Raw genomic sequence first — 18,557 nt, forward strand, 5'->3', positions numbered from 1 at the left:
ACCGGCAAACATTTTTAGGGCGATGATATTCCCATTCCATATTTCCACAGAGCCGCAAAGGAGTTTCCCGTGACGCCTGTGATTATCAAAAATATCGAGTGTTTTATTACCCGTCCGGACCGTCATAATCTGGTCACCGTTCGCGTTACCACGGAGCATGGCCCCGTCGGACACGGCTGTGCCACCTTTCAGCAGCGCCCGCTGGCGGTTAAAACTCTGGTGGATGAGTATCTCAAACCGCTGCTGATTGGCCGGGATGCCAATAACATCGAAGATCTGTGGCAAATGATGAACGTGAACGCCTACTGGCGTAACGGTCCGGCGATGAACAACGCGATCTCCGGCGTGGATATGGCCCTGTGGGATATTAAAGGGCAACTGGCCGGCATGCCGCTGTATCAGCTGCTGGGCGGAAAATCCCGCGATGCGATCCCGGCTTACAGCCACGCCAGCGGCGAGACGCTGGAGGAACTCTTTGCCTCCGTTGATAAACTTGTAGCGCAAGGCTATCGCCATATCCGCTGTCAGCTCGGTTTTTATGGCGGCACGCCATCGGCGCTGCATGCCCCGGAGAACCCGACGCCGGGTGCCTGGTTCGATCAGCATGAGTACATGGCAAATACCGTGGAGATGTTCCGCGCCCTGCGCGAAAAATATGGCCGGAAGCTCCATTTCTTACACGATGTTCACGAGCGTTTATTCCCGCAGCAGGCAGTGCAGCTGGCAAAACAGCTTGAGCCTTATCAGCCCTATTTTATCGAGGATATCCTGCCGCCACAGCAGAGCGCCTGGCTGGAACAGGTTCGCCAGCAGAGCTGTGTGCCGCTGGCGATGGGCGAACTCTTCAATAATCCGGCTGAATGGCACGACCTGATCGTCAATCGCCGTATCGACTTTATTCGCTGCCACATCTCGCAGATCGGCGGCATCACCCCGGCACTGAAGCTGGCGCATCTGTGTCAGGCCTTTGGCGTGCGCCTCGCCTGGCATGGCCCCGGCGATATGACGCCCATCGGCGTGGCGGTGAATACGCACCTGAACATTCACCTGCATAATGCGGCTATTCAGGAATTTATTCCGCGTTCCAGGTCCACCGACAGCGTCTTCCCTGGCGCGCCTGAGGTGAAGGACGGGTTTGTCTATCCGCCGACAGCGCCCGGCATCGGCACCGGCTTTAATGAAGAGCTGGCCCTGGCGTATCCGGTGGTCTATCGCCCGCACGAGTGGACGCAAAGCCGCCTGCCGGACGGCACCCTTCATACGCCCTGATTTTGTCGCCAGGCGAAATTATCGCGGTTATAGGGGCTGACCCAGGTGCAGGTGTAGTTGATATCGATAATATCGCTTACCTCAAATACCCGGCCCCCCTCCAGTATCCCGCGATTATTAATATGCATTGCCGGGCTGCCTTTTTTGCAGCCCAGGATCACCGCCTGCTCGCGGCTGACGCTGACCGCCCGGTAGGTGGTCAACATATGGGAAATGTTCATCCCTTTATTTAATACGTACTGCTGAATGGAACGCTCAATCGCCTGCTGATTGAGATCGGGAAAATCGGCGGCCGGCATGCTGGACACTTCCAGCTGTACGGGCTGGTCATCGACGTAGCGCAGGCGGCAAAAGTGCCAGATAAAACTCTCTTCATCGATGCCAAAGATCTGCTGCGCCGCACGATCTGGCCTCGTCTTATGCAGGCTGATCATCCGGTAGCGCATCTGATCGAATCGCTTTTCCGTGATCGAGTTGTAGATCAGTGGATTATTGCGCGCGTGCTCGTTGATCCAGATCCCCGATCCCTGCACGATCCGCACCACGCCAATACTGACCAGTTTTTCCAGCGCCTGGCGGATGGTGAAACGCGAGACGCCATACTCTTCGGCCAGCTGCCGTTCAGGGGGGAGTTTACGTGGCCCCGCCGTGGTGTCCTGATAGATTTTGCTCAGCAGATCCTGGGTCACAAACTCTTTCTTTTTCATTGTTCGTCCTGAAGTCATTCAACGTTGATCACACATCAGCAGTCCGGCAAACCTTGCGCCAGCAGTCGCGGCCAGATGGCTGCCCAGTCCGAACCATGCTTCATCCCGCTGACTACCTCCGTTTGCACACATCTTCCCCCCACCGCCTGTTGAAAACGTCGGGCGACGGCGGGTGGCACGGTGGTATCGGCTTCGCCGCTGTAGTGGATCTGCGGCAGGGCGCGAAGCGCGAGAGCACGATCGATGGCGCTCTCGGCTGCGGGCATCGGGGTGACACGATGCAGGGCATTAACATACGCCACGTCGAGATTGCCTGCTACCGTGCGCAGGGAGCGCACATCATCCCGGCGTTCCGCCAGCAGGGCGGCGATATTGCCGCCCCCGGAGTAGCCAACCATATCGAGCTGCACGCCCGGATAGCGCAGGACCATCTGGTTGAGCGCCTCGTTCATCGCATCTATTACCGCAGGCGAGAAGCGCTCCTGCGTCCAGATATTTACGCGGCAGTTAGCCGGCAGCGGCGGCCCGATGAACTGGCAGGGCCGGGCAAGATAAAACACATTTGCCTGACTGTCCGCCGCGGCCAGCATCAGGCCGATCGGATGACGCGGCGTCGGATTATCAGAGGGCGTTGTGCGGCTCTTCCAGGCAAAGCCATCTCCTTCGATATAGACCCGCAGGGATTGCACTGGTGGCGTAATCCGGTGCCAGGTAACAACAGGGAATGGATCTGTGTCAAATTTCTCACTGATCAGACCACTTTCATTGGCTATTTTATGCGCAGCACTGAGCGGCTCGGCGGTAATACACCCTGACAATAATAAAGATAAACTAATCAATATCGTTCCCTGCAAAATGTGAGGATATATCCTCATACCGCACCAGCCTTAACTCAAATTATCAACATGACCAAATATGTGGAATGAATTCAACCGGAAATAATTAAGCAGTGCTTATTGTTTTCGGCAACAAATTGTATATTCTGCGCCCGAAGATATCGGATTAATCCGAAGAAATCACAATTGCATTTTGCACAAACATCGCAACTTTATGATGGTACACCATGGAAAAGAAACGTCTTAGCCAGCTGATCTCTCTGCTGGTGGCATCAACGACCGCGCAGGCCTACGCCACATCTCATGAATTAATTATCGACACACCGGCAAGCAGCGTTCAGATCGCTGACGCAAAAGAGTTAGTGCATATCACCCAGACGGGGAGCGTAACGGGCGCCCCGGATTCGGCCTTAACCGTTAATTCGGGAGTGACTGTCACAACGCTTACCAATGACGGCACCATCAGCGACGTTGTCAGTGTTCCATTATTTTTGAGCAGCAGTGTTGTGCAGATTGATGGAACCGTGGGTGAGCTTAACAATAACGGAACCATTTCCAGCCTCAATCAGTACCAGAATGGCAAAGTGGTTGCGGTAAGCGCATCGGGGGTGATTAACACCCTCACCAACAGCGGCACCATGAAGGGCGTTCAGAATACTTACAACAATAACTACGACTTCAATTCTTATAACAATGGCACGATAGACAATGCCGGGACCATTAATACCTTAATCAATACCGCAGAAGGTAAGATCTCTGGTTCCCGCGCCATCAGTAACCAGGGAACCATTGATACCTTAGCCAATGCGGGTGTGATCTCCTTCACCCCAGCCGAAAATAACGTCAACAGCGGCCAAAACAGCGCCATTTTTAATAACGGTACGATTGGCACGTTGCACAACACCGGTACGATTGACGGTGGTGCGACCGATAATTACGGCAGTTCCGGGATATATAACCAGAGCACCATTAATTCCATCGTCAATGATAATAAAATTAATGGCAGCTTCGCCGGTATTAATACCTATGGCACTATCGACACCATTGAAAATAACGGCCAAATCACCGGCAATTTTACCGCTATCTATAGCAACGGCGCCCTTGGTTCAATCATCAACAACGGTGAGCTGTCAGGCAACTCGAGCGGGATCTATATCTGGAACTACTACAACCAGAGCGCAACGACGCAGATTGTTAACAATGGCCTGTTAACGGGCGGCTATTATGCGCTGCTGGTCGGTAGCAATAGCAGCGATGGCGTGACCCTGACCAACAGTGGCGTTATTGCTGGTGAGATTTACGCCTTAAACGCGACAACATTAAACATTAACGGTGGCACCACCACCATGGGCACGCTGACCGGCCTCGAGGGCGCGACAGGGACCATTAAGGGTTCCGACGTGATATTCGGCACCGGCTCGCTGCTGCTGAACGATAATATCGTTACCAGCACGCCTGAATTCGGCCTGATGTCACTCCAGATGAGCGATGAGCAGCCTGTATCAAACGGCACCGTGGTGAACGAAGCGGCTTCCCTGCAGGTAAACAACAGCATCAACATCGCCGGCGATTACCACCAGAAAGCCGCCGCGACGCTGATTTCCGGTGTCTCCGATCTGGCGGATGCTCGCGGCGATCTGCTGGCCGATACCGGCTATGGCCGCCTCAACGTCACCGGCAATGCTATTATCGATGCGGGTTCCAGCGTTAATCTGCTGCGCACCGGCAATACTTACCAGTTCGCCGAAGGCCAGCGTTATGTGGTCATCAATGCCGCAGGCGCAGAGACCGATTACCACGCCGATCGGCTGAATTACAAAGCCCTCGGCTATCGCGGTACGGTCAACGGCAGCGTCGCTGAACTGGATGAAAGCAAGGCCCTGGTGTTAACCCTGGGTGCAGAGCCGGTCATCATCGAGCCGGTAGAGCCTCAGCCAGAGCCAACACCCGAAGTCACCCCGCCGGTCGTGACAGAGCCCGACGTCACTGCCCCGGTCGTCACGGTGCCAACGCCGCCGACGCAGCCTGCGCCAGCGGAACCTGCACCTGCTCAGCCGACCAAACGGGGTTATGCCACTATTCCGAGCGCCACGGCGGCACTCGGCGGGCTGGCGAACTACTCCGGTATCGCCTCCCCACAGCTGCTGAATCTGTACAACGCCTCCCTGGCGATTGAAGATAAACAGGAAGCGAACCGCGTCGGGGAGCGTCTTTCTACCAGCCAGAACCTGAACACCAGCTCCGCAGCCACCGTTGCGACCTCTACTGCTCAGGCCGTAGTGGGTGCTCACATCGATGCCGTACGTAACCCGCAGGCCTCCGGCGCCAGCGGCGTGGCAACCGGTGATGACTACGCCAACAACTGGATCGTCTGGGGTCAGCCGTTCGGCGGTTACGCTCGCCAGGACAGCACCGACAACGTCAGCGGCTACACCGCGAAGTTTGGCGGCCTGATCATCGGTGCCGACCGCGCGCTGGGTGACGACTGGCGTCTGGGCGCAGCCCTGAACTACAGCAACACCTCCGTGCACGGTAAAGACAACCTGAGCGGCAACAACTCTACCGCCGATAACTATGGGGTAATTGCTTACGCGGGTTACACCGGCAATCCGTGGTACCTGAACCTCTCCGCAGGTCTGAACCGTCAGAACTACAGCTCCGTGCGTCGCGCTGATTTCACCGGCTTCTCCGGCGCTGCTCACGGCAAGTTCAACGGTCAGTCCATCACCCTGCAAAGCGAGCTTGGCTATCCAATTGCCCTGCCGGCTGACGTGGTCCTGACCCCGCTGGCGGGCCTGACCTACGGCTATCAGCATGTGGATGGTTACAGCGAAACCGGCGGCAACGGCATGGCGCTGGATGTCAGCAGCACCCACGCGCAGTCTGTGGTGAGCGATATCGGTGCCCGCATCGGGAAGACCTTCGCCACCGGCCTGGGTAACCTGACGCCGTTCGCCCAGGTCTCCTGGATCCACCAGTACGATAACCGTCAGGTCAGCAGCCATGCGACCTACGCCGCCGATGCTATCGGTGAAACCAGCTTTATCACCAAAGGGGCCTCTCCGGTGGAAAATATGGCGGGCGTAGCAGTGGGCACCACCCTGTATGACGCCAACGATCTGAGCCTCGACGCGCGTTACGATCTGCAGGCCGGCGACCGCTACCAGGCGCACACCTTCAGTCTGCGTTTACGCAAGTCGTTCTGATTGTTATGAACGATCAACGGGGCCACGAATGGCCCCGTTTTTTTATGCTCAGCTGCCAGACATTGTATTTTTCGCCGCGTCGGTCGATAGTGTCTGTTTTTACTCAACAGTTAACTCACATGACGCAAACTGCACTCTCCTCTGGATTAAAGGTCGGCGCGCTGCTTTTACTGCTGATCCTGATTTATACCGGTCTCTATACCGCGGACCGAACCACCTGGCTGATGGAGGTGACGCCGGTCATCATCATCGTGCCGCTGCTGCTCGCCACCCAACGGCGCTATCCGCTGACTCCCCTGCTCTACACGCTGATCTTCTGGCATGCCATCATCCTGATGGTGGGCGGGATGTATACCTACGCCAAAGTCCCCATCGGCTTTGACGTTCAGGAGATGTTCCACCTGAGCCGCAACCCGTACGACAAGCTGGGGCACTTTTTCCAGGGGCTGGTGCCCGCGCTGGCGGCCCGGGAGATCCTGGTGCGCGGCGGCTACGTCACTGGCCGCAAGATGACGGCCTTTCTGGTGTGCTGTATTGCGCTGGCGATCAGCGCCACCTACGAGCTGATCGAGTGGTGGGCGGCGCTGGCGATGGGCCAGGGCGCGGATGATTTCCTCGGCACCCAGGGCGATCCCTGGGATACGCAGTCCGATATGTTCTGCGCCCTGCTCGGCGCGCTCACCACGGTACTGCTCCTCGGACGATGGCATCAGCGGCAGGTTACGCTTTCAGGCTGATCCCGCCCTCAGCCAGTACCCCCATCTGGCAATACATCGCTCCGGCGGCGCTGACGATCGACATCGCCAGCGCTGCCCCGCTCCCCTCGCCCAGGCGCAGATCCAGGTACAAATAAGGGGTCAAGCCAAGGTGGTCTAACGCCCGTAGGGACCCTTTTTCCGCCGAGCAATGCGATGGGATGCAGTAGTTTTTCACCTCAGGCGCAAGCTGGCAGGCGGCCATCGCCGCGGCATAGGAGAGAAAGCCGTCCAGCACCACCGGCAGCCCGCACGCTCCCGCGCCGAGAATGACCCCGGTCATCCCCACCAGATCGTAGCCACCCACTTTCGCCAGTACATCGATGGCATCGCCGGGATCGGGCTGATTGACCGCAATCGCCTGACGGACAATCACCTCTTTATGCTGGATCCGATCCGCCGGCAGGTTAGCGCCAATCCCCACCACCTCTTGCGGATCGCAGCCGCTGAGCACGCTGATAATCGCCGAGGCCGGCGTGGTGTTGGCGATACCCAGCTCGCCGGTGCCAAACACCGCGATCCCCTCTGCGGCACGCTGTTGCACCAGCCGGGCGCTGCGCAGCAGCAGCTGTTCGGCGTCATCACGACTCATCGCCGGGCCGCGGGCGATGTTACCGCTGCCACGCCCCACCTTCAGGCTCAGCATCGTCTCGATCGGCTCGCAGTCGATGCCGATATCTACCGGCAGCACAGTCGCGCCACTGTTTTTCGCCAGCACGCAGACGCCGGAGGTGCCTTTCAACATATTCAGCGCCTGCAGATACGTTACCTGCTGCGGGCTGATGGCGACCCCCTCCTCGTAGACGCCGTGATCGGCGCACATCACAACGATCTCTTTTTGCAGATCGTCGAGCCGGGTTAAGCCCCGCATCCCCGCCAGCTGGATAGCCAGGGTTTCCAGCCGTCCCAGGCTGTTGAGCGGTTTCACCAGACCATCGATATGCTGTGCCGCCTGCGCCTGTTTGTTCTTATCCAGCGGCGCAATAGCGGCCAGCAGGTCCTGTATTGTCTGCATCGGTATTGTTCTCATTCTTCTTCCCGGAAAGGACTCCGGTCGTTAAAGGCGCGTAGCAGCATAAATCCGCCGCGATTTTCTACCATCGTGTAAGCATCCTGCCGGAAGGGGAAGTGCCACAGGGAGTCAGTCGGCATTTTTAACCAGTGGGCCAGCAGCAGGCTAAGTACGCCCTGGTGCGCCACGATCAGCATGTCGCCCGGCTCCTGGCGCTGGGTTAACTCATCCGCCACGGCCTTCACCCGCCCGGCAAAGTGCGGGAAGGGCTCGCCGCCGCTGGGGGTGGCGTTTTGCCAGTCATCCAGCCAGCTCTGCCAGGCTTCGGGTTCCTCTTCGGCAATATGGCTGAAATGCCGCATCTCCCAGCGGCCAAAATCCATCTCGTTGAGCCGCGGATCGCTCCCGGTCACCGGGACGATCAATTCCGCGGTCTGCTGCGCGCGCTGCAGCTGGCTGGATATCGCCTCGCTGAACGACACCTCCGCCAGTAAAGCGCCCACCCGCGTGCTTTGCTCAATCCCCAGCGGCGTCAGGGGCACGTCGGTGCTGCCGTAGAACAGGCCGCTGGCGTTGGCCGCGGTTTGTCCGTGACGAACCAGAAAAAATCGCATGTTCAGACCCACATTAATGCCAGCAGAAAGACGATCTCTGCGGTTTCGGCCAGCGCCCCCAGGGTATCCCCGGTCTGCCCGCCGAGACGACGGCGGAGATAGTGCACCAGACCATAAATCACGACGTAAGTGACCAGCATCGCCGCCAGCCCGTGCAGCCCGCCGATCAGCCCCACAGCTATTGCCCCGCCCAGCAGGGTCAGCGCCGCATTACGGAAGCTCACCTGGCCGATATAAAGGCTGCCCATCCCTTCGCCTTCGCGGGCGTAGCGCTGGCCGTACATCCCCAGCACCAGCGCGGCGCGTCCGGCGATGGGGGCGCACACCAACAGCATGAACCACTCTTTGGCGGGAAGATGCGCCAGGCCAATCACGGCGAAGACTTTCAGCAGAATGGCAAACACCAGCGCCAGGCCGCCAAAGGTGCCCAGCCGGCTGTCCTTCATGATCTCCAGCATCCGCTCCCGGCTGCGGGCCGAGAAGATGCCGTCGCAGGTGTCGGCAAGTCCGTCCAGATGAAAACCGCCGGTGAGCAGCACCAGCGCCAGCACGTAAGCGGCGGCGGCAATATAGATCCCGCCGCCGGTCTGGCTCACCACCAGCGCCAGCAGCCCGGCCAGCGCGCCGATCGTCGCGCCAACCAGCACAAACCACGGCACCCCGCGGGCCAATTGGCGGAACTCCACCCCGTCGGCCCATTTTTCCGGTACCGGAATGCGTGACATCAGGCGCAGCGTCGCCCACAACATCGCTAAGCTCATTTAATTTTGACTCCAATCCCTGAGACCACCAGCCAGACCTCTTCTGCCGCCTGGGCCAGTTTCTGATTTGCCCGTCCGGCAATATCGACAAAATGCCGCGCCAGACGGTTTTCCGGGGTGATGCTCATCCCCAGCTCATTGGTAACGATGTACACCGGGGCGCGGGTCGCCAGGCAGGCGGCAATCAGATCGTCGATATGCTGCTGCAATCCAGACTCCAGCGCCGCAAAGTCCAGGGTGTCGGGATCGGCCCCGCCCGAGGCGTCGTACAGCAGGTTCGCCAGCATCGTGGTGATGCACTCGATCACCACCGCTTCGCCGGGTTGAACCTGCTGGTGGATAGCGGCCCCCAGATCGCGATAACGCTCCAGGGTGCGCCAGTGGGCGGGCCGCTGGGCGCGATGCCGGGCGATACGCGCCGCCATCTCCTCGTCGGTGACGGTGGAGGTGGCGATATATAAAACCTGCGAATAGTGGCGGGCGACCAGCCCCTCAACGTGGGCGCTCTTACCGCTGCGCGCCCCTCCGGTCACGACAATCATTCCTTGCACTCCTGATGCTCACGCATGATCTGATAGATTCTGGCGATATCAACGTGCTGGCGCATCGCCTGCGCCAGCTGGTCAAACTGCTGGTCTTTATAGCTGGCGTATTCTGGCGCGGTTTCGAGAGGAAGTAACCCTTTACGTGCCCGCAGGCTGTCCACCAGCGCGCGGGTAAAGGCATCGCTGTCGAACAGACCGTGCAGATAGGTGCCCCACACCAGCCCGTCGTCACTCACCGCCCCGTCGGCAACCTGCGCATTCTCTTTTTCCAGCCACAGCGCCGGCTGCGCCCCGTCGGCCCGCGCGGTTTGCCCCATGTGGATCTCGTACCCGCGCACCGCCATTCCGGCGAGAGGGGCCAGCCAGCCGGGCAGCGACGCCGCCATCCGGGCGCTGACCTGGGTGGTAGTTTTGTGACGGGCAAACTGCGTTACGGTATCGAGCAGCCCCAGACCGGGCATCCGCCCGAGGCCGGATTCCACCTCATCAATCAGGGTGTCGCCCAGCATCTGATACCCGCCGCAGATCCCGAGCAGCGGCACGCCGTCCCGGTGTCGCTTCAGCAGGGCATGCGCCATCGCGCTGTCGCGCAGCCAGTTCAGATCGTGAAGGGTGTTTTTGCTGCCCGGCAGGATCAGCAGGTCGGCCTCGTCCAGCTCCTGCGGCTGGCTGACGTAGCGCACGCGTACGTCCGGCTGCGCCGACAGGGCGTTAAAATCGGTGAAGTTGGCGATATGCGGCAGGTGCACCACGGCAATGTCGATCTCGCGCGCCTGACGATGGCGCGTATTGCCCCGCTGGAGCGCCACGCCATCCTCCTCCTCCAGATCGAGATCCAGCCACGGCATCACCCCCAGCACCGGTACGCCGGTTAAGGACTCAATCTGCTGTAACCCGGAGTAGAGCAGCACCACATCGCCGCGAAACTTGTTGATGATCACGCCTTTGACCCGCCAGCGCTCGTGCTCCTGCAACAGCGCCAGGGTGCCGTAGATGGCGGCAAACACTCCACCCCGATCGATATCGGCCACCAGGATCACCGGACACCGGGCGATCTCCGCCATCCCCATATTGGCGATATCGCGATCGCGCAGGTTGATCTCCGCCGGGCTACCCGCCCCCTCCAGGACCAGGATCTGATGCTCCTGCGCCAGGCTCTGATACACCCCGGCGATCTGCTCCCGCAGGCGCGGCTTGAAGTCGTGATAGCGGGCCGCATCCATACTGCTTGCCACCTCGCCCATCAGCACCACCTGAGCCTGACCGCCCGCGGAGGGTTTGAGCAGGACCGGATTCATCCGCACATCCGGCACAATCCCGGCCGCTTCGGCCTGCATGATTTGCGCCCGGCCCATCTCTTTACCGTCTGGCGTGATGCCGGAGTTGAGCGCCATGTTCTGTGATTTAAACGGCGCGGTGCGCCAGCCGTCCTGATAAAAAATGCGGCACAGGCCGGCGGCCAGCACGCTTTTTCCCACATCGGACGCGGTTCCCTGCAGCATTATTGCCTGGGTCATGCCCTCTCCTGTTTATGACACCCCCACGGCGCTACGAATGCGAATCGGCGTACTGCTTAACGGCTGCCATCGTTTTCTGGATATGCGCTTCGGGGCTACGGTCGGTATAGCTCAGCAGGATTTTACCATCGGGCGCAATGACAAACGACGTGCGTTCGGAGAGGGTTTTGCCGTTCAGCTGCATCAGCGTCTGGTACTGCCTGGCGACCTTCGCCCCGGGATCGGCGGCAACGGTGAATTTATCGCGGCACTCTTTTCTGGAAAACTCATCCACCTGTTCGACATTCCCGGCGGTGACGCCCACCACGCTGGCACCGAGCCTGTTAAATTCGTCGGTCGCTTCGGCAAAGGCGTTGGCTTCGATGTTGCAACCCTTGCTGAACGCTGCCGGGAAGAAGTAGAGCACCACCAGCCCTTTTTGCAGCGCCTGTTGCAGGGAGAAGGTCAGAGGTTTTCCCGCCAGCGCGCCCTGCAGCGTGAAGTTGGGCGCATGGCTGCCTGCCTCGAGGGCAGCCTCAACGTGGGTGGTAAAGAGAGAGAGGGAAAGGACGACGGCGGCGGACAGGATCGAGAAGGGTTTCATGGTCAACTCCGGCAGAATGAAGGGGTTCTCTGAAGGATAGTCCGAAACGGTTTACGCGGTTGCCGTTGCCCGGCGGCGCTGCGCTTGCACGGGCCTACGATTTTGCACCGGGTTAAGGGTTTTGTAGGCCGGGTAAGGCGAAGCCGCCACCCGGCGGATGTTGGCACATCACCCTTAAACCTTAAACAACCAACAGGCCGCAAAGTGGCCGGGAGCAATCTCCTGCATCGCGGGCGCTTCGCGTCGGCAGACCGGCATCACGTGCGGGCAGCGGCTGCAAAACTTACAGCCCGGCAGCACGGAGGTCGGGCCGGGGATCTCCCCGCGCAAGGTGGCCTGCTCCAGATTGCGGATCCGTGGATCGGGCTGCGGCACCGAGGCTAACAGGGCCCGGGTATAGGGGTGCGCCGGATGCTGATACAGGGTATCGGCGGGCGCTACCTCCACCAGCTTGCCGAGGTACATCACCCCGATGCGCGTCGAAATATGGCGCACCATCGACAGATCGTGGGCGATAAACAGATAGGTCAGCCCCAGCTCCTGCTGCAGATCCTGAAGGATGTTCACCACCTGCGCCTGCACCGAAACATCCAGCGCCGACAGCGGCTCATCGCACAGGACAAACTCCGGGCGCACCGACAGCGCCCGGGCAATGCTGATCCGCTGGCGCTGGCCGCCGCTGAACTCGTGCGGGAAGCGCTGAAGATGTTCCTGCTTGAGCCCCACCTTGTAGAGCAGGGTTTCGGTTCGCTCCCGCTGCTCCTCGCGGCTGTAGCCGTGGATCTGCATCGGCTCCGCCACCAGCTGCTGGACGGTCATCCCGGGATTCAGCGACGAATAAGGATCCTGGAAAATGGCCTGCATCCGCTTACGCAGCGGCTTGAGCTGCTTTTCGCTGGCCTGGGCGATCGCCTGCCCGGCAAAATCAATCTCGCCGGAGGTGATATCAAACAGCCGCAGAATGGCGCGCCCGAGGGTCGATTTGCCGCAGCCGGATTCGCCCACCAGGCCAAAGGTCTCCCCCTGGCGGATATTAAAGCTGACGCCGTCCACCGCTTTCACCACCACCCCTTTGCGCAGCAGGCCGCCGTTGAGAGTGAAGTGCTTATACAGGTCCCGCACGCTGACTAGCGGGGAATGTTGTTCGCTCATGCCTGAACCTCCTTATCGGCCAGCAGCCAGCAGGCCGCGCGGTGCCCCGGTTCGGGGCTGTAAAACGCGGGCTGACGCTCGCACTGCGGCATCCGCTGCGGACAGCGTTCGGCAAACGGACAGCCCGGGGGCGGATTGAGCAGGCCCGGGGGCGATCCTTCGATGGGCGACAGACGATGGCTGGTCTGTTCCGGGTGCGGTAGGGACGCCAGCAGCCCCTGGGTGTAAGGGTGTGCCGGACGGTAAAAGATATCCTCCACGCTGCCCTCCTCCATCACCAGCCCGCCGTACATTACCACCACCCGACTGCATACCTGAGCGACGACACCAAGATCGTGGGTGATCAGCAGGATGGCGGTGTGGGTTTTCTGCTGTAAGCTTTTTAACAGCCGCAGGATCTGCGCCTGAATGGTGACGTCCAGCGCGGTAGTGGGTTCATCGGCGATCAGCAGTTTGGGATCGCAGGAGAGCGCGATGGCAATCATCACCCGCTGACGCATCCCGCCGCTGAACTCGTGCGGGTACTGGTCGTAACGGCGCTCCGCTTCGGCAATGCCCACCTGCTCCAGCATGGCGATGCTCGCCGCGCGGGCCGCTTTTTTGTTCAGGCCTTTGTTACGCATCAGGATCTCGGCCATCTGTTTGCCGATGGTCAGCACCGGGTTCAGGGCGGTCATCGGATCCTGAAAAATCATCGCGATCTGGTTCCCGCGAATGGCGCGCATCTGCTCCGGGGTTTTCTGCGCCAGATCGTCATTGTCGAAACGGATCTGCCCCCCGGTGATGCGCCCGTTGCTGCCCAGCAGCTGGATAATGGATTTGCAGGTCACGCTCTTGCCGCAGCCGGACTCCCCGACAATACCCACCAGCTCGCCCGGCTGAACGTGAAAGCTCACCCCGCGCACCGCGTGGACATCGCCATCGCGGGTGCGGAAGGTGGTTTGCAGGTTGTCGAGTTCAAGTAAGTTATTCATCGCGGTTCGCTCCCGGCTCAAAGGCGGTGCGGAACACGTCGCCTAATACGTTAAAACTGAACACCGTCAGCAGAATCAGAATGCCGGGGAACATCGCCAGCCAGGAGGCCTCGCCGATATACGACTGGGCGTTATTGAGCATGCTGCCCCAGGAGGCGGCAGGCGCCTGCACCCCGAGGCCGAGGAAGCTGAGGGTGGATTCCATCAGAATGGCCGAGGCGATATTCAGGGTGGCGGCGACGATAATGGTCGGCAGCACGCCGGGGATGATATGGCGCAGGATAATCCGCAGCGGATGTTCCCCGGAGGCGCGGGCATAGAGCACATACTCGCGCTCTTTAACGGACAGCGTTTCGGCACGCACCAGCCGGGACATGTTCATCCACGTCAGCAGGCTGATGATCATGATGATGTTGTCCACGCCGGGCTTCAGGTACGCATTCAGTACCAGCAGCAGGAAGAAGGCCGGGATCGCCATCAGGATGTCGACCGCGCGCATCATCAGGTTATCCAGCCAGCCGCCGAAGTAGCCGCTTACCGTGCCGACTATCGTGCCGATTAGCGTCGAAAAGACCATCGCCAGACAGCCGACCATCAGCGAGATCTGCCCGCCGTACAGGGCGCGGGTAAAGTAGTCGCGTCCGTACTCGTCGGTGCCGAACCAGTGGGCACCATCCGGCGGCAGGGTGCGCGCACCCAGCGACATCCGATCCGGATCGTACGGGCTCAGCCCGGCGCACAGTGCGGCGGCGATAAAGATAAAGAGTACAAAAAGCGAGAACTGCGCCGGACGATTGCGGCGCAGCTGGTGACGAACCTGTTGCCAGCGTCTGCTCATCCGGGATTACCTCAGGGTACGTATGCGGGGATCGGCGAAGCGATATAACAGATCGGCGATCAGGTTGCCGACGATCAGCATCAGCGACGAGAGCATGATGATCGCCATAATCAGCGGGTAGTCGAGGGAGGTGATCGACTGGATCCCCAGCAGCCCCATCCCCGGCCAGGAGAAGACGCTCTCGGTGACATAGGCTCCGACAACCAGCTCGCCAAACGACAGGCCAAATAGGGTGATCACCGGCAGCAGCACGTTTTTCAGCACATGGCGGAACAGGATGCTGGAACGGGTGGCTCCATAGGCCAGCTGGGTCTGCACGTAGTCTGCCGAAAGCTGCGAAATGGTATTAGAGCGGATGTAGCGCACGTAGCTGGAGAGGTTATAGAAGGTAAGCGCAATGCACGGCAGCACGCCGTGGCGCACCACGTCCAGCCAGTTATCTTCCATGCCGATGGTGCGCATCCCCATGCTGGGGAACCAGTTGAGCTGCACGGCAAAGACGGTGATCAGCAGAATGCCAAACCAGAAGATCGGCACCGAGATGCCAATATAGGCGAACAGGTTCAGGACATGATCCAGCCAGCGGTGCTTAAACGCCCCGGCCAACAGCCCCAGCGGAATGGCGAGGATAATCGCCATCAGCAGCGAGGCCCCCATCAGCCCAAGGGTGGCCGGAATGCGCTCGGCAATCATCGCCAGCACCGGGCGGTGATAGATCAGCGAATAGCCCAGATCCCCCTGCAGAATGTTTTTCAGCCACAGAAAATATTGCGTCACCAGCGGCTTATCCAGCCCCAGACTCTGGCGAATACGCTCGATATCCTCTGGCGCCATCCGCGGGGTGATGTACGCCGCCACCGGATCGCCCGGGGCGAGTTTGACCAGCAAAAACGCCACCAGCGAGATAAAGAACAGCATCGGCACCAGTTGCAGCAGCCGACGCATCAGTAGTGTGTTCACGACATGCCCTTACGACTTACCCAACACAACGCCCCGATCGATTGACCGGGGCGACAGCTTATTTTTGGTAGATTTTTGACAGATCCTGGAACAGATACACCGGCTTCGGCTCCGCTTCTTGGGTGCCGCCAAAGCGTTTATCCACGGCCACGGTGGCGTTGGTGTAGGAGATTGGATAGTAGGTCATGTCGTTAGCCACGGTCTGCTGGATCTGCTTGTAGATCTCAGCGCGTTTGCCAGCGTCAGTTTCTACAGCACCTTTATCCCACAGGGCATCGAACTGCGGGTTCTTGTAGTGGGCGTAGTTATAGGCTTCGTTGCTCATGAACAGCGATTTGTAGCCATCCGGCTCGGCACCCATGATGTAGCCGCCGAGGTTCAGCTCCCAGGCGGTATTGTTCATGTCGAGGCTGCGCTGTGACATGGCGTTGGAGTCGAGCGGCATCAGCTCCACGTTCACGCCAATGCCCTTCAGCGCCTGCTGAATGTAGAGCGCCTGGCTCTCCTGGGTTTTGTTGGTATTCACATAGGCCAGACGCAGCTTGAGGTTTGCCGGCGCGCCTGAGGCTTTCAGCAAATCTTTGGCTTTTTGCTGATCGAACTTGTACTGCTCCACGTCGTCAGTCTGGTACAGCGTATCCGGAGTCAGGAACGAGGTTGCCGGTCTGGCGTAGTCCAGCGAGGTGAACGCGGTCTGGGTCAGCTCGTCTTTGTTGATGGCATACGCGATGGCCTGGCGCAGCTCCTTGCTCTTCATCACCGGCACGTTCTGGTTGAAGGTCATGTAGGCCAGACGCCCTTCCGGGTAGACCACGAAATCAAACTTGCCGGTATTCTTCAGACGCGACACATCCTGCGGATCGACCATCTTGAGGTTGATCTCGCCGTTTTGCAGCGCGAGGTTGGCGGAGTTGCTGTCTTTGGCGAAACGGTAGGTCACGGAGTCGAGCTTCGCTTTGCCGTTCCAGTAGTCGTCAAAACGGGTCAGGGCGTAATACTGCCCGGCGCGGTACTCCTTAAATTTGAACGGCCCGGAACCCACCGGCGCATCGTTTTTGGTGCTCTTTTCCAGATCCGCTTCATGAGCAAACACGTGCTGCGGGATCGGGTAGATCTGCACCAGGGTGCCGGTAAAGGCAGCGCTCACCTGCGGCAGGGTGAACTTAACGGTGCGATCGTCGACCTTGCTCACCGCCACCGGCTTGCCGCCGTAGGTGAACATGCTGCGGAAGAAGCTGTGCTGCTCCTCCTCCAGCAGTTTGTTGAAGGTGAACACCACGTCATCGGCAGTCAGCGGTTGGCCATCCTGCCACTTCAGATTGGGTTTTAAGGTCAGGGTATAGCTGAGGTTATCGGCGGATGGTGTCAGGCTTTCGGCCAGACCCCATTCGATTTTGCCATCGTTAAAGCTGTAGAGCGGGGCATAGAGCGCCTGCATGATGGTCAGTGTGGTACGGTCGCTGGCATACAGCGGGTTAACGGCCAGCGGGTCGCCGGAGGTGATGCCGATAATCAGTGAACCGCCCTCTTTCGGCGCATCGCTTTTGGCAGCCGGGGCCGACGCAGTCTCTTTATTTTTGGCATCATCACAGCCCGCGGCAACCAGCGCCAGCGCGACCAGAACAGCAGATACTAATGGCTTACGCATATCTCACTAACTCCTTGCCTTGAAAGTTTTTTTAACTGCTAATTTTTATTTTTCACAGATATCTGTTTGCGCATCATATTCAGCTTTAAGCCCTTACGCATTAACAATGAAAATGCCGTTTTTGATTAAGCTTATGCGGAATTTATATATATAAGCATAAGCGCCAGAAGGAATAGTGCATATGCTTATGCGCTCACTTCGTTAAACCGTTCACGTAATGCCTGCTAAACTGCCTCAACACATCCCAAAAAGGCAGATCAACATGTCCGACAACAACTACCAGCCAGCGAAAGTCTGGGAATGGAAGCAGAACCCCAACGGCGGCGCGTTCGCCAGCATCAACCGTCCGATCTCGGGCGCCACGCATGACAAAGCGTTGCCGGTCGGTTCGCATCCGCTGCAGCTTTACTCCCTGGGCACGCCGAACGGCCAGAAGGTGACGATCCTGCTGGAAGAGCTGCTGGCGCTGGGCGTGACCGGCGCAGAATATGACGCCTGGCTGATCCGCATCGGCGAGGGGGATCAGTTCTCCAGCGGCTTTGTTGAGGTCAACCCGAACTCCAAAATTCCGGCCCTGCGCGACCACTCCACCACGCCGCCAACCCGCGTGTTCGAATCCGGCAATATCCTGCTCTATCTGGCGGAGAAGTTCGGTCACTTCCTGCCAAAAGATCCGGCGGGCCGGGTAGAAACCCTGAACTGGCTGTTCTGGCTGCAGGGCGCCGCCCCGTTCCTCGGCGGCGGGTTTGGTCACTTCTATCACTATGCGCCGGTGAAAATTGAGTACGCGATCGACCGCTTCACCATGGAAGCCAAACGCCTGTTCGACGTACTGGATAAACAGCTGGCGCGCGGCCGCTACGTGGCGGGGGAAGAGTACAGCATCGCCGATATCGCCATCTGGCCGTGGTTCGGCAGCGTGGCGCTCGGCCAGGTCTATGGCGCGGCGGAGTTCCTCGACGCAGAGAGCTACAAGAACGTCCAGCGCTGGGCGAAAGATGTCGCCAGCCGTCCGGCGGTGAAGCGCGGGCGTATTGTCAACCGCACTAACGGCGAGCTGAACGAGCAGCTGCATGAGCGTCATGCGGCGAGCGATTTTGATACCAATACCGAAGACAAACGTCAGGGTTAATGCGCTGACCCATTGCCCGGCGGCGCTGCGCTTGCCGGGCCTACGAAC

General features: G+C 59.4%; 17 protein-coding genes. 4 read left to right on the forward strand and 13 right to left on the reverse strand.

The window, feature by feature from the left end; genetic code table 11:
• Positions 1 to 69 precede the first annotated feature (69 nt).
• Entirely contained in the window at positions 70 to 1,269 is a 1,200-nt protein-coding gene (locus tag ES815_RS06095; protein WP_142487067.1) for an enolase C-terminal domain-like protein, read from the forward strand.
• On the opposite strand, the gene ES815_RS06100 is transcribed toward ES815_RS06095, so the two are convergent.
• Together ES815_RS06100 and ES815_RS06105 are read right to left on the reverse strand one after the other, a co-directional pair.
• On the reverse strand, positions 1,257 to 1,976 hold the full coding sequence (locus ES815_RS06100) for a GntR family transcriptional regulator (RefSeq protein WP_142487068.1): 720 nt from the start codon (positions 1,974 to 1,976) through the stop codon (positions 1,257 to 1,259). The genes ES815_RS06095 and ES815_RS06100 overlap by 13 nt on opposite strands.
• Positions 1,977 to 2,011: 35 nt before the next feature.
• Positions 2,012 to 2,665 carry an alpha/beta hydrolase gene (locus ES815_RS06105; RefSeq protein ID WP_312845907.1) on the reverse strand — a complete coding sequence of 218 codons (654 nt, stop codon included), beginning with the start codon at positions 2,663 to 2,665 and terminating at the stop codon, positions 2,012 to 2,014.
• 374 nt (positions 2,666 to 3,039) lie between these two features.
• Between ES815_RS06105 and ES815_RS06110 the strand changes: the two genes are divergently transcribed.
• Both ES815_RS06110 and ES815_RS06115 read left to right on the forward strand, forming a co-directional pair.
• Positions 3,040 to 6,018, forward strand: a complete 2,979-nt coding sequence (locus ES815_RS06110) for an autotransporter outer membrane beta-barrel domain-containing protein (protein ID WP_142487070.1) — start codon at positions 3,040 to 3,042, stop codon at positions 6,016 to 6,018.
• A 119-nt stretch (positions 6,019 to 6,137) separates the two neighbouring features.
• Positions 6,138 to 6,755: a DUF2238 domain-containing protein gene (locus ES815_RS06115; protein WP_142487071.1), complete on the forward strand. Its 618-nt coding sequence runs from the start codon at positions 6,138 to 6,140 to the stop codon at positions 6,753 to 6,755.
• On the opposite strand, the gene cobT is transcribed toward ES815_RS06115, so the two are convergent.
• The 11 genes from cobT to ES815_RS06170 form a co-directional block, all read right to left on the reverse strand.
• Entirely contained in the window at positions 6,739 to 7,788 is a 1,050-nt protein-coding gene (cobT, locus tag ES815_RS06120) for a nicotinate-nucleotide--dimethylbenzimidazole phosphoribosyltransferase (protein WP_142487072.1), read from the reverse strand. The genes ES815_RS06115 and cobT overlap by 17 nt on opposite strands.
• An 11-nt stretch (positions 7,789 to 7,799) precedes the next feature.
• Complete coding sequence (cobC, locus tag ES815_RS06125; protein ID WP_185902390.1) at positions 7,800 to 8,399, reverse strand: alpha-ribazole phosphatase; 600 nt, start codon at positions 8,397 to 8,399, stop codon at positions 7,800 to 7,802.
• Between the two features lie 2 nt (positions 8,400 to 8,401).
• A complete protein-coding gene (gene cobS / locus ES815_RS06130; protein WP_142487073.1) occupies positions 8,402 to 9,160 on the reverse strand; it encodes an adenosylcobinamide-GDP ribazoletransferase in 759 nt (252 codons plus the stop codon).
• Positions 9,157 to 9,702: a bifunctional adenosylcobinamide kinase/adenosylcobinamide-phosphate guanylyltransferase gene (gene cobU / locus ES815_RS06135; RefSeq protein ID WP_142487074.1), complete on the reverse strand. Its 546-nt coding sequence runs from the start codon at positions 9,700 to 9,702 to the stop codon at positions 9,157 to 9,159. Before cobU ends, cobS begins: the two co-directional genes overlap by 4 nt.
• Positions 9,699 to 11,222: a cobyric acid synthase gene (locus ES815_RS06140; protein WP_142487075.1), complete on the reverse strand. Its 1,524-nt coding sequence runs from the start codon at positions 11,220 to 11,222 to the stop codon at positions 9,699 to 9,701. Before ES815_RS06140 ends, cobU begins: the two co-directional genes overlap by 4 nt.
• A gap of 31 nt (positions 11,223 to 11,253) precedes the next feature.
• The gene (locus ES815_RS06145; protein ID WP_142487076.1) at positions 11,254 to 11,805 is read right to left on the reverse strand and encodes a peroxiredoxin; all 552 of its coding nucleotides are present in this window, start codon (positions 11,803 to 11,805) and stop codon (positions 11,254 to 11,256) included.
• Between the two features lie 174 nt (positions 11,806 to 11,979).
• A complete protein-coding gene (locus tag ES815_RS06150) occupies positions 11,980 to 12,957 on the reverse strand; it encodes an ABC transporter ATP-binding protein (protein WP_142487077.1) in 978 nt (325 codons plus the stop codon).
• Positions 12,954 to 13,931, reverse strand: a complete 978-nt coding sequence (locus ES815_RS06155) for an ABC transporter ATP-binding protein (RefSeq protein WP_142487078.1) — start codon at positions 13,929 to 13,931, stop codon at positions 12,954 to 12,956. Before ES815_RS06155 ends, ES815_RS06150 begins: the two co-directional genes overlap by 4 nt.
• Positions 13,924 to 14,769: an ABC transporter permease gene (locus ES815_RS06160; RefSeq protein WP_142487079.1), complete on the reverse strand. Its 846-nt coding sequence runs from the start codon at positions 14,767 to 14,769 to the stop codon at positions 13,924 to 13,926. Before ES815_RS06160 ends, ES815_RS06155 begins: the two co-directional genes overlap by 8 nt.
• Positions 14,770 to 14,775: 6 nt before the next feature.
• Complete coding sequence (locus ES815_RS06165) at positions 14,776 to 15,729, reverse strand: ABC transporter permease (protein WP_142487080.1); 954 nt, start codon at positions 15,727 to 15,729, stop codon at positions 14,776 to 14,778.
• A 58-nt stretch (positions 15,730 to 15,787) separates the two neighbouring features.
• Entirely contained in the window at positions 15,788 to 17,377 is a 1,590-nt protein-coding gene (locus ES815_RS06170) for an ABC transporter substrate-binding protein (RefSeq protein ID WP_142487081.1), read from the reverse strand.
• A 262-nt stretch (positions 17,378 to 17,639) separates the two neighbouring features.
• Between ES815_RS06170 and yghU the strand changes: the two genes are divergently transcribed.
• On the forward strand, positions 17,640 to 18,509 hold the full coding sequence (gene yghU / locus ES815_RS06175; protein ID WP_142487082.1) for a glutathione-dependent disulfide-bond oxidoreductase: 870 nt from the start codon (positions 17,640 to 17,642) through the stop codon (positions 18,507 to 18,509).
• Positions 18,510 to 18,557 lie beyond the last annotated feature (48 nt).

The organism is Leclercia adecarboxylata, from assembly GCF_006874705.1.
In the GTDB taxonomy this organism is placed as follows: Bacteria; Pseudomonadota; Gammaproteobacteria; order Enterobacterales; family Enterobacteriaceae; genus Enterobacter; species Enterobacter adecarboxylatus_C.